This is a genomic window from Corynebacterium nuruki S6-4 (genome assembly GCF_007970465.1).
GTDB lineage: Bacteria > Actinomycetota > Actinomycetes > Mycobacteriales > Mycobacteriaceae > Corynebacterium > Corynebacterium nuruki.
The window spans coordinates 943,417-957,921 of record NZ_CP042429.1 but is presented as its reverse complement, the minus strand read 5'-3'; the positions used below and the strand labels follow the sequence as shown (position 1 = coordinate 957,921).

12 protein-coding genes and 1 pseudogene are annotated in these 14,505 nt (G+C 69.9%); 6 read left to right on the top strand and 7 right to left on the bottom strand.

The genetic code is table 11. From position 1 onward, the window contains the following. Positions 1–8: 8 nt before the first annotated feature. Positions 9–1,277 (bottom strand): glycosyltransferase 87 family protein, encoded by a 1,269-nt coding sequence (locus FSW06_RS04325; RefSeq protein WP_010122325.1) that lies wholly within the window; start codon positions 1,275–1,277, stop codon positions 9–11. 269 nt (positions 1,278–1,546) lie between these two features. Here FSW06_RS04325 and FSW06_RS04320 point away from each other — a divergent pair. Then, positions 1,547–2,292 (top strand): annotated as a pseudogene (locus FSW06_RS04320) (sulfite exporter TauE/SafE family protein). A gap of 99 nt (positions 2,293–2,391) precedes the next feature. Further along, positions 2,392–3,693, top strand: a complete 1,302-nt coding sequence (locus tag FSW06_RS04315; protein ID WP_010122321.1) for an MFS transporter — start codon at positions 2,392–2,394, stop codon at positions 3,691–3,693. 35 nt (positions 3,694–3,728) lie between these two features. Here FSW06_RS04315 and moeB read toward each other — a convergent pair whose 3' ends face one another. Genes moeB through thiO form a run of 4 tightly spaced genes read right to left on the bottom strand, consistent with a single transcriptional unit; the run spans position 3,729 to position 7,169 of the window. Beyond that, positions 3,729–4,880, bottom strand: a complete 1,152-nt coding sequence (moeB, locus tag FSW06_RS04310; protein WP_010122320.1) for a molybdopterin-synthase adenylyltransferase MoeB — start codon at positions 4,878–4,880, stop codon at positions 3,729–3,731. After that, entirely contained in the window at positions 4,877–5,689 is an 813-nt protein-coding gene (locus FSW06_RS04305; protein WP_010122319.1) for a thiazole synthase, read from the bottom strand. Before FSW06_RS04305 ends, moeB begins: the two co-directional genes overlap by 4 nt. A gap of 8 nt (positions 5,690–5,697) precedes the next feature. Continuing rightward, on the bottom strand, positions 5,698–5,916 hold the full coding sequence (thiS, locus tag FSW06_RS04300; RefSeq protein ID WP_010122318.1) for a sulfur carrier protein ThiS: 219 nt from the start codon (positions 5,914–5,916) through the stop codon (positions 5,698–5,700). Continuing rightward, positions 5,913–7,169 carry a glycine oxidase ThiO gene (gene thiO / locus FSW06_RS04295; RefSeq protein WP_010122317.1) on the bottom strand — a complete coding sequence of 419 codons (1,257 nt, stop codon included), beginning with the start codon at positions 7,167–7,169 and terminating at the stop codon, positions 5,913–5,915. Before thiO ends, thiS begins: the two co-directional genes overlap by 4 nt. A 145-nt stretch (positions 7,170–7,314) precedes the next feature. On the opposite strand from thiO, the gene thiE reads away from it, so the two are divergent. After that, complete coding sequence (gene thiE, locus FSW06_RS04290) at positions 7,315–8,088, top strand: thiamine phosphate synthase (protein WP_010122316.1); 774 nt, start codon at positions 7,315–7,317, stop codon at positions 8,086–8,088. A gap of 325 nt (positions 8,089–8,413) precedes the next feature. Continuing rightward, positions 8,414–9,325 (top strand): SDR family oxidoreductase, encoded by a 912-nt coding sequence (locus FSW06_RS04285; RefSeq protein ID WP_010122314.1) that lies wholly within the window; start codon positions 8,414–8,416, stop codon positions 9,323–9,325. A gap of 160 nt (positions 9,326–9,485) precedes the next feature. Here the strand turns inward: FSW06_RS04285 and FSW06_RS04280 are convergent, their stop codons facing one another. Continuing rightward, positions 9,486–10,151: an NAD(P)H-binding protein gene (locus FSW06_RS04280; protein ID WP_010122313.1), complete on the bottom strand. Its 666-nt coding sequence runs from the start codon at positions 10,149–10,151 to the stop codon at positions 9,486–9,488. 208 nt (positions 10,152–10,359) lie between these two features. Here FSW06_RS04280 and FSW06_RS04275 point away from each other — a divergent pair, with 208 nt between their 5' ends. Together FSW06_RS04275 and FSW06_RS04270 are read left to right on the top strand one after the other, a co-directional pair. Continuing rightward, positions 10,360–11,526: an acyl-CoA dehydrogenase family protein gene (locus tag FSW06_RS04275; RefSeq protein ID WP_010122312.1), complete on the top strand. Its 1,167-nt coding sequence runs from the start codon at positions 10,360–10,362 to the stop codon at positions 11,524–11,526. Between the two features lie 25 nt (positions 11,527–11,551). Then, positions 11,552–12,724, top strand: a complete 1,173-nt coding sequence (locus FSW06_RS04270) for an acyl-CoA dehydrogenase family protein (protein ID WP_010122311.1) — start codon at positions 11,552–11,554, stop codon at positions 12,722–12,724. A 120-nt stretch (positions 12,725–12,844) separates the two neighbouring features. Here the strand turns inward: FSW06_RS04270 and glnA are convergent, their stop codons facing one another. Beyond that, positions 12,845–14,281: a type I glutamate--ammonia ligase gene (gene glnA, locus FSW06_RS04265; protein ID WP_010122310.1), complete on the bottom strand. Its 1,437-nt coding sequence runs from the start codon at positions 14,279–14,281 to the stop codon at positions 12,845–12,847. Positions 14,282–14,505: the final 224 nt, after the last annotated feature.

Here is a 14,505-nt window from a genome sequence, read left to right as displayed (position 1 = left end):
GTCGCAGTCTACCGGTCCCGGGCCGTGGCCCAGCGCAGGCACACCGCCGTGACCAGCAGCAGCAGACCGTTCCGGACGGTGAGCAGCACAGCGGGCAGCAGCTCCGGGCCACCGTCGGCCAGCAGTCCGTCGTAGTTCACCGGGAAGACCAGGGTGGTGAGCAGCGCCGCGACGACCGTCAGCAGGGCGGCGATCCGGAGACTCGGCCGACGGCTCACCGTGAGCCCGACGGCGAGGAGCGGGGTGATCCACACGAGGTACTGCGGTGACAGGACCTTGTCGGTCACGATGACCGCCATGATGAGGGCCGCCCAGAACGACAGGGTGCGCTGCGGCGTCCAGCCGCCACGGAGCAGCCGACACAGTCCGACGCCGGCCGCGGCGACGAGGACGACGATCAGCCCGACATCCGCCACGGTCACCATCGTCGACTCCCACGGGCCGGTGATCTCGATGCTCTTCGACGGGGCCTGACCGACATGCCAGCGACCGTCCTGGTTTCCGAGTGCCGCGGCGAGGACGAGCGGGGTCGCGGAGACCGACTCGACCTGCAGGCCGCGATCGGTCTGGTAGTCCAGCGGCGATGTCAGCCGGTCCGCCCCGGAGACTGCGGCGACGAGCCCGGCGACGACGGCGAGCGCGGCGAGGAACCCCGCCGTCCGCGCCCAGGTCGACAGGTGCCGCCACCGGCCGACGAGACCCGCCGCGAGGACACCGGGCCACAGTTTCGCCGCCGTCGCCACCGCGAGGAGGACGGCGGCCACCGTCTGCGCGACACTGCCGGAGCCGCCTGACCCACCGGTACCGCCGGTCCTGCCTGGCCTGTGCCGGGCGAACAGGAGGGCCGCCGCAGTCGCGACCAGCAGGCCGGGGAAGAGATCGAGCCGGGTGAGGATGATCGGCCCCGCGCACCCGGAGTACAGCACCCAGAACCAGGCGGCCGGGCACCACGGTGACGGATCACGCCACAGCAGCCACAGGGTGAAAAACGCCGAACACACCGCGCACATGACACTGAAGGCGGTCGTGAACCAGTCCTCGTCGCCGCCGGCCGAGCGGGTCAGGCCGAGGAGCAGGTGGACCGGCCAGAGTCCGACGACGGGATACTCGCCGAGGTCGCCGCCCCAGACCCCGGTGAGGACCCGGTAGTAGTAGTGGACGTCGGTGATGATCATGGGACGGTGCCGGTCCAGCAGCGACAGCTGGATGAGCAGGGCGACGACCCACCCGGCACAGGCAGCAAGAGTCGAGACGGTACGGACCACGGTGCGCAGCACGGGCCGGCTCGGTCGACCGGGCCGACCGGGACCGTCGGGGTGGTCGGCGACAGGGTCGGCGGCCCCGGAGGGTGCAGAAGACCCGGCGGGCTCAGAAGTCCCTGAAGTCCCTGAAGTCCCTGAAGTTCCGGCAGGTCCGGACGTCGCAGCGGTGGCAGAGGTCACGGATATGCAGCGTACCGCCCGTCCTCCGGCGTCGGAGCAGGAGTCCGGAAGAACTCCGGGGTGCTGACGTTGTCCTGAGTCACACAGGTCTAGATTCTGAAGTTATGTCACTGGTGCTGCTCGTCTTCGTCACGATCCTCATCGGGGCCGCCATGCAGCGCGTGTCGGGGATGGGGGTCGGGATTCTCGGCGGCCCGGTGCTGTCACTGGCCATGGGGCCGGTCGAGGGGATCATGGTGGTCAACGCGATCGCGGTGGTCAACGCCCTGCTGTCGACCTGGACCCAGCGGCAGAACGTCGACTGGCGGAAGTTCGGACTCATCGGATCGGTCATGGTCGTCGGTGTGGTCCCCGGGACCTGGCTCATCCACGTCATCAGTCCCGCCGTCCTGCAGATCATCGTCGGTGCGCTCATCCTCGTGGCGCTGGGGATCACCACCTTCGGCCGGCGTTACATCCCCGCAGTCGGGGGAGGGCACCGGCGATGGCCGCCGGTGTCGTCGCCGGGTTCAGCAACACGCTGGCGGGTGTCGCCGGGCCGGTCATCACGGTCTACGGGCAGGCGTCCCGCTGGGGGCAGCGGACCTTCGCCGCCACCCTGCAGCCGCTGTTCGTCGTGTCCGGGACACTGAGCTTCCTCGTCAAGTGGCTCACCGGCGCGGGGGACATCGGCTCCGAGCCCTGGGGTATCTGGCCGGCGGCGCTGGTCGCCATCGTCATCGGCATCGCCGTCGGTATGAGGGTCAGCGACCGGGTCGACCGCACCGTCGCCCACCGGCTGGCGGTGACGCTCGCCGCCGTCGGCGCCCTGACTGTTCTGGTGCGTGGCTGCCTCACGCTGGCCGGCTGACAGTCGTCTGCTGTGCGGTGGCAGGGCGTCCGGTCACCGGACGCCCCGTCGCCGACCCAGCGGTCAGGTGAGGTCGTACCAGGTCTACAGTGGGGGACCGTGCCAGCCTCCTCCACCACACCACCTGATGACCGTCTGACCACCCGCGCCCTGCTCGTCTGGGGCGCGTCGATCCTCGCCTACATCCTGGCGATCACCGGTCGGACCTCCCTCGGCGTGGCCGGGGTGGAGGCGATGGACCACTTCAGCATGTCGGCGAGCCGCCTGGCGGTGTTCTCCTCGGTCCAGGTCGGCGTGTACGCCCTCGCCCAGATCCCCATGGGCATGCTCATCGACCGGTTCGGACCCCGCCGGATGCTCGTCGTCGGCGCACTGCTCATGGGCATCGGCCAGGTACTGCTGGGGGCGACCTCCTCCTACCCGGTGGCGATCGTCGCCCGGGTCATCGTCGGCTCGGCGGACGCCACCGCGTTCCTGTCGGTCATGCGGCTGCTCCCCGCCTGGATCCCGATGCGGCGGACCCCGCTGTTCACCCAGCTCACCGGCGGGCTCGGCTACATCGGCCAGTTCATCTCCGCGGTGCCGTTCACCGCACTGCTCCACGCCTCCGGCTGGGGCAGTGCATTCATCAGCCTCGGCGGGCTCAGCGTACTCATCGCGGTCCTCGTCGGACTGGCCGTGCGGGACACCCCGGAGCCGACCGTCGCCGGTGCCCCGGCAGCGTCCGGGGGGACCGGTCCGGCGCGCTCCGGTATCGGCCGCACCCTCGCCGTCGTCGTCCGGCAGCCGGCCTGCTGGCTCGGGTTCTTCATCCACTTCACCCTGATGAGCCAGGTCGTCTTCACCCTGCTGTGGGGCAAGCCGCTGATGACCCTCGGTATGGGGCTGTCCGACGGGCAGGCCTCCACGGTGCTCGTCGTCAACATGCTGATGAGTGTCGCCGTCGGCCCGGTCATGGGGATCATCTCGGCGCGGGCCGGTCGGCAGCGTCCGCTCGTCACTCTCGCCGCCACGGTCGTCGTGGCGGTGGGATGGGTGGTGTTCTTCCTGCCGGACGCCCCGCGCGGCTTCGCGGCGATCATCGTCATGAACATCCTGCTGCCCGGGCTGGCCCCGGTCGCGAACTTCGGTTTCGACACCGTCCGTGAGGAGGTGGACCGCCGGTTCACCGCGACGGCCACCGGGCTGTCGAACATGGGCGGGTTCACCGCCGCCATGGTCGCCTCACAGCTGGTGGGTGTCATCCTGGATGCCTCCGCGCACGGCGGGGACTACACCTGGGACGACTTCCGGCTGGCCTGGCTGGTGGCCGTCGGCGGGGTGTGGGCCGTCGGTGTGGTCGGCCTGCTGGTGAGCCGGGCGGTCATGGTGCGCTGGCGGGCCCGGCAGTACAGCGCCTGAGCCGGGGACGGGACCGGGGCACCTCGGCGCCGGTCTCAGTAGACCGGCAGGTCCGGGTGCAGATCGTGCACCCAGGCGAGGATCCCGCCGTCGAGGTGCGCGGCGTTCTCCTCCCGCGCGGCGAAGTACGGCGCCACGGCGTCCAGCGCCTGCTCGGAGCGGCTGCCCGCCTTGCAGTGGAAGATGATGTCACGGCCCCGGGCGGCGTCCGGCAGTGCGTCGGCGCCCCGGTCCTGCAGCTCGGCCAGCGGGACGGCCAGTGCGCCGGGGACCGACACGATCTCGCGTTCCCACGGCTCCCGGACATCGACGAGCACCGCCCCGGCGTCGAGCCGGTCCTGCAGCTGCGCCGGCGTCACCGTCGGATACGCCGGCACCGTGCACGCGTCGGAGATCCCGTCGTCGACGGCGGTGACCAGGGGGGCGTCCGGATCCGGGAGAATTTTCAGCTCGCGGAAGGTCATCGCCAACCCGTCATGGATGAGCAGCCGGCCGTAGAGCGGCTCCCCGCACCCGGTGATCAGTTTCACCGCTTCGGTGACCATCAGTGAGCCGACGGTCGCCGGCAGCGAGCCGATGACGCCACCGGCGGCGCAACTGGGCACCTCGCCTGGGGCAGGGGCGTCCGGGTGCAGGTCACGGTAGCTGATGCCGTCGTGCTCCGGACCGTTCCAGAACACCGAGATCCGCCCGTCGAAGCGCAGGATCGACCCCCACACGCACGGGGTGCCGGTCAGCGTGCAGGCGTCCGAGACGACATAGCGGGTCGCGAAGTTGTCCGCCCCGTCCATCACCAGGTCGTAGCCGGCGATGATGTCCACGGCATTGTCGGCGGTGAGCCGGGTGTTGTGCTGAACGACGGTGACCGCGGGGTTGATCCGGGCCACCGCGTCCGCGGCGGACTCCACCTTCGGCCGGCCGAGGTCGTCGACCCCGTGGACGACCTGGCGCTGCAGGTTGGAGACATCCACCACGTCATCGTCGACCACGCCGACGGTGCCCACTCCGGCGGCGGCGAGGTACAGCAGTGCAGGGGAGCCCAGCCCACCGGCCCCGGTGACGAGGACGCGGGCGTTCTTCAGCCGGCGCTGCCCCTCGTGCCCGATCTGGGGCAGGGTGAGGTGGCGGGCGTAGCGGACCAGCTCATCGCGGGTGAGTTCGGCGGCGGGTTCGACGAGCGGTCTCACATCGACTCGCTCTCGCGGCTCGTGCCGGTGGCGATGCGCCCCTCCATCGGGGAGGACGCCAGCGCACCCTCGGCCAGCGTGCGCCTCGGTATGCGTCCGGCGCCGCGGGCCAGCAGGCCGGCCTCGACGGCGGACTTCATGGCGGTGGCCATGGCCGCCGGGTCCTGGGCGCGCGTCACCGCGCTGGCCAGCAGGACGCCGTCACAGCCCAGTTCCATGGCCAGGGCGGCGTCCGAGGCGGTGCCCACCCCGGCGTCGAGGATCACCGGGACGGTGGCGCGGGCGCAGATCAGCTCGATGTTGTGCGGGTTGAGGATGCCCAGACCCGTGCCGATCGGGGCGCCGAGCGGCATGACCGCCACCGCGCCCGCCGATTCCAGCGACCGGGCGACGGCCGGGTCGTCGGAGGTGTAGGCGTAGACCTCGAAGCCGTCGTCGGTGAGCTGCTCGGTGGCGTCCACCAGCTCCACGACATCGGGCAGCAGGGTCTCGTCGTCGGCGAGGATCTCCAGCTTCACCCGGTTGGTGCCCAGGGCCTCCCGGCCGAGCTGTGCGGTGAGCAGGGCGTCCCGGGCGGTGTAGCAGCCGGCGGTGTTCGGCAGGACGCCGATACCGAGCTCCCGGAGCAGCCCGAACAGGGAAGTGCCGGTCGACGGGTTGAAGCGGCGCAGCGCGACGGTGGTCAGTTCCGTCCCGGAGGCGGTGAGTGCCTCACGCAGGACGGTCATCGAGGTGGCACCGCCGGTGCCCATGATGAGGCGGGATCCGACGGTGGTGGACCCGATGGTCAGTGATTCGGTTGCTGACATGGTTGTGCCTAGCCTCCCTGCATGGCGGTGATGATCTCGACCTGGGACCCGGTGGACAGCCCGGTGGCGGACCACCGGCTGCGCGGGACGACGGCGGCGTCCAGTGCGACGGCGACGCCCAGCTGGTCGTCGTCGGCGGCGTGGCCGGTGATGTCGAGGACGAGGTCGGCGACGGTCGCACCGTCCGGGTAGTCGTGGTCGGTTCCGTTGACGCTGACGGTGATCATGGGGTCACATGCTCCAGTTCGTGTGCGGTGCGGTTCGGGTCGGTGGCGGCGAGGACCGCGGCGTCCCGGTCCGTCGGGGTGGTGCCGAGGACCGTGCCGGCGGCCAGGTGCCCGCCCAGCGGGGCCAGCAGGATCCCGTGGCGCGAGTAGCCGGTGGAGACCACCAGGCCGTCGACCCCGTCGAGGCGGCCGATATAGGGCAGGTCGTCGGGGGTTCCGGGGCGGGCACGGGCGAGGATCTCGGTGAGCTCCAGGTCGGCGGCGCCGGGAACGAGGACCTGCGCATCGCGCAGCAGCTGGTAGGCGCCCTCGAGCACCACCCCGTCGAAACCGTCCTCGCGTTCGGTCGCGCCGATGACGATCTCGCCGTCGGTCCGGGGCACCAGGTACACCGGCTTGCCGTTGACCATGCCGCGGACGGTGCGTTCCAGCAGCGGCGGCTGGCCGGGACGCAGGTGCGCGCGCAGGACGTCGCCGTGGACCGGCCGCAGTTTCACCGCCGCGGCCTCCGGCAGATTGCCGATGCCGTCGAAGGACACCCCGGGGCACAGCAGCGTGGTGCCGGCGTGGATCTCCGTGCCGTCGTCGAGCCGGACACCGGTGACCGCGCCGCCGCCGGTGGCGCCTGTGCTGCTGGTGCTGCTGGTGCTGTCGCCGGTGCGCAGTACCTCCGTGGCACGCTGCCGGAGCAGGGTGAACGGTGCCGCCGTCGTGGCGGTCTTCTCCAGCGCCTCGATGAGGGCGGGGACGAGCCGTCGCGGGTTGATCTGGTGGTCCCCGGCGACGAGGAATGCCCCGGCGATCGCCGGGGAGAGGGCCGGTTCCAGCTTCCGGGCCTGGCGGGTGGTGATCTTCTCGACGGTCATGCCGGAGGCCCGCTGGACCTCAGCGAGATCGGCGAAATAGTCCCGGTCGGCCGAGTGCGCGCCGATGTCGAGGGTCTCGGTGCCTCGGTAACCCACATCGTGACCGAGCAGCCCGGTGAGCTCCTCGACCAGCGGCGGGTAGAGCGCCGCCGAGGTGGTCATCAGGGTGCGCATCGTGCGGTGCTGGTACATCACCTCGCTGACCGCGGCGATCATCCCGGCGGCGGCGCGGCTGGCCCCCATCCCGGGCTCCGGGTCGACGACGGTGACCGACTGCCCGGCCTTGTGCAGGTTCCAGGCGGCGGTGAGTCCGGCGACGCCGGCCCCGACAATGACGGTGTCGACGCTGTCGGCGGTGTTGACGGTATCGACGGTGATGGAGTTCATGCGTTCCTTTCCTCCGGCGGCATGATCCGCGTCAGGTGTGGACGGTCGACCGGTGCACCGGTCCTCTCAGCCCCGGCCGCGGTGCGTCACTGCTGTGGCACCGCCAGGGGCTCCCGTAGTTCGCCTACGGCTACCATTTCACCACATGAGCATCCTGCGATCTGCCGCTACCCCCGACCGTGATCTGCGCCGTCACCGTCTCGACCTGTTGTCGAACGCCGCCCTCTATCTCTGCACCCCCGCGCGGACGGAACAGGGCGATCTGCGGGACTTCCTGCACGCCGCCTACGACGGCGGAGTGGACATCATCCAGCTGCGCGACAAGTCCATCGACACCTGCGACGAGATCGCCGCGCTGGAGGTGCTCGCCACGGTGGCACGGGAGCACGGGAAGCTGTTCGCCGTCAACGACCGGGCGGACATCGCCGCCCTCGTCGGTGCCGACGTGTTCCATGTCGGCCAGGACGATCTGACGGTCCCTCAGGTCCGCGAGCTGCTCGGGCCCGACGTGGTGGTGGGGCTGTCCACCCATTCACTGCCGCAGGCGCGGGCGGCGATGGAGGACGGAGCCCTCGACTACTTCTGCACCGGGCCGCTGTGGGAGACCCCGACCAAGCCGGGCCGCGCGGCGACCGGGCTGTCCCTGGTGACGGAGACCGCGGCGATGCTGGCCGCGGCTCCGGTGGCGGCGCAGCGGGAGAAGGTCTGGTTCACCATCGGGGGCGTCAACGCACGGACGCTGCCCGAGGTGCAGGACGCCGCGGCGTCCGGACCTGCATCCGGGGCAGCGTCCGGACCGGCATCCGGGGCAGCGTTCGACGGGCAGGTCCCGGTGCGTGCCGTGGTGGTGCGGGCGCTGACGGAGGCCGCCGATCCGCGTGCCGCGGCGGCGGAGCTCAAGGCGGTGCTTGGTCGGTAGCACCCGCGCTGCGGCCGCGTGGTCCGCATCGCGCGACGTGAGGTCGGTCCTGACGGCCGCCCACCATCCTGGTGTCGCGCGATGCCGACATCGCACAGCTCCGTGCGCGCGCTCCGGAAAGTGTTACCACCCCAGGCCCGCCGGACTTTCCGTGACCTGCGGAAAAGTGCGGATCCGCCAGCTTATGACGGAGTGAGGTGGTAACACTTCCCGCACCGGCGCCCGATCCTGCACCGTCCGGTCCCGTTGACCGGGTGGTCGCGGTCGACGCGGCAACGGTGGCAGAGTTGAGGTGACAATTCCGGACACCGCGGAGGGAACCACCATGACGGACACCACCGACGACAGCAGCACGGCCCCCGCCGGCACACCCGCCGACACGCCCACCGGCACGCCCACCGACGTCGCCGTCATCACCGGCGGAGCAGGAGGCATGGGCCTCGCGACCGCCAGGAAGCTCGGTGGGGACCACGTCATCGTCCTCAGTGACGTCAACGGGCAGAAGCTCCGGACAGCGGCCGACAGTCTCACCGCCGAGGGAATCACCGTCTACGTCGCGCCGTGTGACATCACCGACCGGGCAAGCGTGGCGGCCCTGTTCGAGACGGCGTCCTCCCACGGACATGTGCGTGCGGTCGTCCACGCCGCCGGCGTGAGCCCGCAGATGGGCGACCCCGATTTCATCATCCGGGTCAACGGGCTCGGCACGGTCAACATCACCCGGGAATACCTGCAGATCGCGCGGGAGGGGGACGCCCTGGTCAACGTCGCCTCCATTGCCGGACACATGTCCCCCACGGTGCTGCAGCCGACCCGTATCTTCGCCCGGGCGCTCACCGACGTCGACGCGTTCGTCGCGAAGATGACCACGGCCACGAAAATCGTGCCCGCGGCCTCCCGGTCGGGGATGGCCTACTCGGTCTCGAAGAGTTTCGTCATCTGGTACTCGGCACGGATGGCCGCTGCCTTCGGGGAGCACGGCGCACGCATCCTCTCGGTGTCCCCCGGATCCTTCGACACCGACATGGGACAGCTGGAGAAGGACCACGGCTCAGGGAAGATGGTGGAGTACGCCGCCCTCAAGCGGTTCGGCAGGCCCGAGGAGATTGCGGCGGTCCTCGCCTTCGCGGTCAGCCGGGAGCCCGGCTACCTGACCGGTACCGACATTCTCGTCGACGGCGGCAACCGGGCAGGCCTGGGGCTCCGGGGCATGCTCGACATGGCGAGGAGTCAGTAGCGGCACAGCGGGCGCAGCGGGTGCAGTGGGTGCAGTGGGCACAGCGGGTGCAGTGGGCGCGGCCGACGCCAGCGTGGTCAGCATCGCGCGACGTGAGGTCGGTTCCGGTGACTGTTCACCATCCTGGCGTCGCGCGATGCTGACCTCGCACGGCCCGGTCTCAGCGTCCGATCTCGGAGACCGGGCGGTCACCGTCGATGAACTCGACGGTGCGGTCGGCGGGCAGCTGATCCCGGCCCGCGAGTTCGGTGATGACGTCGGCGACGAGTTCACGGGAGGTGTGCGAGTCCTCCCGGGGCAGGTCGGCGGTCGGGGTGGCGAAACCGCCCGCGGGCTCCAGGGTCAGCGACGAGGGGCCGAGGATCACGTAATCCAGCCCCGTCGTGGCGTTCAGCCGGTCGTCGACGGTCTTCTTGGCGTCCGCGTAGGGGAAGAACGAGTCGTCCTCCGGCACGTTGTGCGTCGTCGCACCGAGGTAGGAGACGTTGAGGTAGCGGGGTGCGGTGCCGGCGTCACGGAGCCGCTCGAGGGAGTCGATGACGGCGAGGGCGGCGTCCCGGTCGACCGCGTAGGTGCGCTCCGGTGCGCCGCCGCCGGCCCCGGCGGACCAGACGACGACGTCGAAGTCGGCGAGCAGGGCGTCCCAGTCGTCACCGGTGAGAGTGGTGAGATCGCGGACCAGGGGAGTGGCGCCGAGCTTCTCGATGTCCGCCGACTGCTCCGGCTTCCGGATCAGCGAGGTGACCGCGAAGCCGCGGGCGACGAGTTTCGGTGCAGCGAGCAGGGCCACCTTGCCGTGGCCTCCGAGGATGAGGATGTTGGTCATGCCCCGTGTCTACCCCCGTTGCGGCTCCGTGCCCACCGGCATGTGGGAATCCGCTGTTCACACGGTGAATTCTGACGCTCCGGGGGTAATTGAAGAGAAATTCAGGTCGCTTCCTCCGAACCGTGTCCGGTCGCCGGGTAGGGTCACAGACATCCCCGTGGCAGTGATGCACGGCACCTGTCACCCGACAACGTGAGGAGAAACACGGATGAATCTGGAGCTCACACCGGAGGAGATCGCGTTCCGCGACGACCTCCGCGCCATCTTCCGGGAAGTCCCGCAGGAGATCCGCGACCGTAACCGCGCGGGTCAGGTCACCCACGACGACATCGTCGCCAGCCAGCAGGTGCTGAACAGCCACGGCATCGCGGTGCCGCACTGGCCCGTCGAGTACGGCGGACAGGACTGGACGGCCACCCAGGCGCACATCTTCACCAACGAGCTCCAGCGCGCCGGGGTCCCCGAGCCGCTGCCCTTCAACGTCGGTATGGTCGGCCCGGTCATCGCCGCCTTCGGCAACGACGACCAGAAGGAACGCTTCCTCGCCAAGACCGCCAACCTCGACATCTGGTGGTCGCAGGGTTTCTCCGAGCCGGGTGCGGGGTCCGACCTCGCCGGGCTGAAGACCACCGCAGTCCGCGACGGTGACGAGTACGTCGTCAACGGGCAGAAGACGTGGACCACCCTCGGCCAGTACGGCGACTGGATGTTCCTGCTGGCCCGCACGGACCCGAACGCCGACAAGCCGCAGAAGGGCATCTCCTTCCTGCTGGTGGACCTGGACACTCCCGGCATCGAGCGGCGTCCGATCCGCCTGATCGACGGCTCCGTCGAGGTCAACGAGTTCTTCTTCACCGACGTGCGCATCCCGGCCGAGAACCTCGTGGGCGAGGAGAACAAGGGCTGGACCTACGCGAAGTTCCTGCTCGGCAACGAGCGCAACGGCATGGCCCAGGTGGGCAGCAGCCAGCGGCTGTACACCGCGCTGGTCGAGATCGCCGCCCACCGTGAGGTCGCCGGCCGGCCGGTCCTCGAGGACCCGGTCTTCCGCGGCCGGCTGCTCGACGTCAAGATGCGGCTCACCGCCCTCGAAGCCACCCAGCTGCGGGTGACGGCCGCGAGCGCCGACGGCAAGCCGAGCCCGTTGTCCTCGCTGCTGAAGATGCAGGGCAGCCGCATCATCCAGGAGCTCAACGATCTGACGGTCACCGCGCTCGGCTCGGAAGCCGTGGAGATCACCGGCACACCGACGACCGGTGCGGCCGGGGACGGGGACGCGGTGGTGGACTACCTCAACAACCGCAAGGTCTCGATCTACGGCGGCAGCAACGAAGTCCAGGCGAACGTCATCGCCAAGGGCATTCTCGGACTCTGAGCACGGACACGACAGGAGAGCAGACATGGATCTTTCACTGACCGATGAACAGCGCATGCTCGCTGACAGCGTCCGGAGCGTCTTCTCCGGCGCCGAGGGCGACCCGACCGCCGGGGGAGAGGCACCCGAGGGCGGACTCGAGTTCCGCGCCGCACTGTGGAGCCAGGGTGCCGAGCTGGGGCTGACCGCCCTGCTCATCGACGAGGAGCACGACGGTGCCGGGGCCGGTCTCGGCGAGGCCTGGGCGGCCGCCAACGCCCTGGGTGCACTTGCGGCACCGGAGCCGCTGGTGGACGCCGCCTACGTACCCTCGGTGCTCGTCGCCGCGCTCGGCACCGCCGACCAGCAGGGCGCGGTCCTGCCGGCCGTCGCCGCCGGCGAGGCACGGATTCCGCTGGCGCACGCCGAAGCAGGCACCGGCTGGGACAGCGCACGCACCGCCACGGTGGCGTCCGGCACCTTGACCGGGACGAAGCGGGCGGTCGCGGTCCCGGACGCGGCGACCTCGTTCCTCGTCACCGCCGTCGAGGACGGGGTGCCCGGCGTCTATCTCGTCGAGGCGACCGCCGACGGCGTGGCCGTCGAAGTCCACCGGAACGCGGAATGGGTGCGCACCGGGACCGTCACCTTCACCGACGTCCCGGCGGAGCGGTTGGGCGGTGCCGTGGGCTCCGGGCCGGACGCCGCCACGGTCACCGCGGCCCTGGACCGCACCACCGCCGTGGCACGGATCCTGCAGGGCGGTCGTGCCGTCGGACTGATGGAGACCGCGGTGACCACCACCGTCGAGTACCTCAAGGTGCGCAAGCAGTTCGGGGTGACCCTCAACAGGTTCCAGGCGCTGACCCACCGTGCCGCGCAGCTGTACGCCGACCTGGAGAGTGCTCAGTCGCTCGCACTGTGGGCGACGGCGACGGCGACCGCCGCGCTCGAGAACGGGGATGACGCACTCCTGATCCAGACCGCACGGGATGCGCAGGTGTTCCTCAACGGCCAGGCCCGCACTGTCGCCGAGGAGTCCATCCAGCTTCACGGCGGGATCGGCGTGACCTATGAGGCGGCGATCAGCCACTACGCCGCCGCGCTCACCGGTTTCCGCCAGATCTACGGCGGTGAGCTCGAGACCCGGTCGGCGGCACTCGCCTCGGACTCGCCGCAGGTCGCACCCAGCGCGCTGCTGAACAACGCCCTGGTCTGAGTTCCGGCGGCCCGCACGACGGAAAACCGGCGGGGTGGACCCGGAGAGATCCGGGTCCACCCCGCCGGTTTTCGTGCGCTGCCGGCGTGGCAGGGGCAGTCGCTGACTGCCGGGGACCGACTAGCAGTCGAAGTAGAGCTCGAACTCCTGCGGGGTCGGGCGGAGCCGGACCGGGGAGATCTCGTTGTCGTACTTGAAGCCGATGTAGGTGTCCAGCAGGTCGTCGGTGAACACGCCGCCCTCGGTGAGGAACTCGTTGTCCTCCGAGAGGGACTTCAGCGCGGCCTCGAGCGAGGTCGGGGCGGTCGGGATGCCGGCGGCCTCCTCGGCGGGCAGCTCGTAGAGGTCCTTGTCGACCGGGGCGTGCGGCTCAATGCGGTTCTTGATGCCGTCGAGACCGGCGAGCATCATCGCGGCCATGCCCAGGTACGGGTTGCCCGAGGGATCCGGGGCGCGGAACTCGAGGCGCTTGGCCTTCGGGTTGGACCCGGTGATCGGGATACGGATCGCGGCGGAGCGGTTGCGCTGCGAGTACACCAGGTTGATGGGGGCCTCGAAGCCGGGCACCAGGCGGTGATAGGAGTTCAGCGTCGGGTTGGTGAACGCCAGGACCGAACCGGCGTGGGCGAGGATGCCGCCGATGTAGTAGCGGGCCATGTCGGACAGGCCGGCGTAGCCGTTCTCGTCGAAGAACAGCGGCTGGCCGTCCTTCCACAGCGACTGGTGGGCGTGCATGCCGGAGCCGTTGTCGTCGGCCAGCGGCTTCGGCATGAAGGTCGCGGCCTTGCCGTGGGCGGCGGCGGTGTTCTTGATGATGTACTTGAAGGTCTGCAGATCGTCGGCGGCGTGCAGCAGGGTGTTGAACTTGTAGTTGATCTCCTGCTGGCCACCGGTGCCGACCTCGTGGTGGAACCGCTCGATGTCGAAGTCGGCGGCGAGGAGGTTCTCGACCATCTCGTCACGGACGTCGAGGGTCTTGTCGTACGGCGGGACCGGGAAGTAACCGCCCTTGACGCGGGTCTTGTAACCGTTGTTGGGGGTGCCGTCGGTGTTGGTCTCCTTGCCGCGGTTCCACCAGCCCTCGTCGGAGTCCACCTCGTAGAAGGAGGAGTTCTGCTCGGCGGCGTAGCGCACCTTGTCGAACAGGTAGAACTCCGCTTCGAGGCCGAAGTTGCAGGTGTCGGCGATGCCGGTGGAGGCGAGGTACTCCTCGGCCTTGCGGGCGACGTTGCGCGGGTCGCGGGAGAACGGCTCGCGGGTGAAGGGGTCGTGGACGAAGAACTTGATGTTCAGCGTCTTGGCCTTACGGAACTGGTCGATCTGCGCGGTCGTGAGATCCGGGAGCAGGTTCATGTCGGACTCGTCGATGGTGGTGAACCCGCGGACGGAGGAACCGTCGAAGGCGAGACCGTCCTCCATGGCGTCCTCGTCGAAGGCGGAGGCTGCGATGGTGAAGTGCTGCTCCGTGCCCGGAACGTCCGTGAAACGGACGTCAACGAATTCGACGCCCTCGTCCTTGATGAACTTGGTGACCTCTTCGGCCGTAGTGAATGCCACTGTGGAGACTCCTTGCAGTCATGGTCGCGCCCCAGCCCGGATTTTCTCAGCGGAACCCCGTCGGTACCGCAGTGATGGCTGAGTCTATGGAAACAACTCTAAAGGGAAGTTGTTGCCCGGTGGTCAAACCGATGTTTCAGGCGTGTAACACAGGTGGCGTCACGCGCCGCTCCCCGATCGGGAACTGCTTCCACCCTACCGCCCCGCTCCGGTGTACCGTGGTC

Excerpts from the sequence above, each read along its gene's own strand:
- FSW06_RS04275 (WP_010122312.1), top strand. The coding sequence starts at position 10,360 with ATGAATCTGGAGCTCACACCGGAGGAGATCGCGTTCCGCGACGACCTC.
- FSW06_RS04270 (WP_010122311.1), top strand. The coding sequence starts at position 11,552 with ATGGATCTTTCACTGACCGATGAACAGCGCATGCTCGCTGACAGCGTC.
- FSW06_RS04280 (WP_010122313.1), bottom strand. The coding sequence starts at position 10,151 with ATGACCAACATCCTCATCCTCGGAGGCCACGGCAAGGTGGCCCTGCTC.
- thiO (WP_010122317.1), bottom strand. The coding sequence starts at position 7,169 with ATGAACTCCATCACCGTCGATACCGTCAACACCGCCGACAGCGTCGAC.
- thiE (WP_010122316.1), top strand. The coding sequence starts at position 7,315 with ATGAGCATCCTGCGATCTGCCGCTACCCCCGACCGTGATCTGCGCCGT.
- thiS (WP_010122318.1), bottom strand. The coding sequence starts at position 5,916 with ATGATCACCGTCAGCGTCAACGGAACCGACCACGACTACCCGGACGGT.
- FSW06_RS04285 (WP_010122314.1), top strand. The coding sequence starts at position 8,414 with ATGACGGACACCACCGACGACAGCAGCACGGCCCCCGCCGGCACACCC.
- FSW06_RS04305 (WP_010122319.1), bottom strand. The coding sequence starts at position 5,689 with ATGTCAGCAACCGAATCACTGACCATCGGGTCCACCACCGTCGGATCC.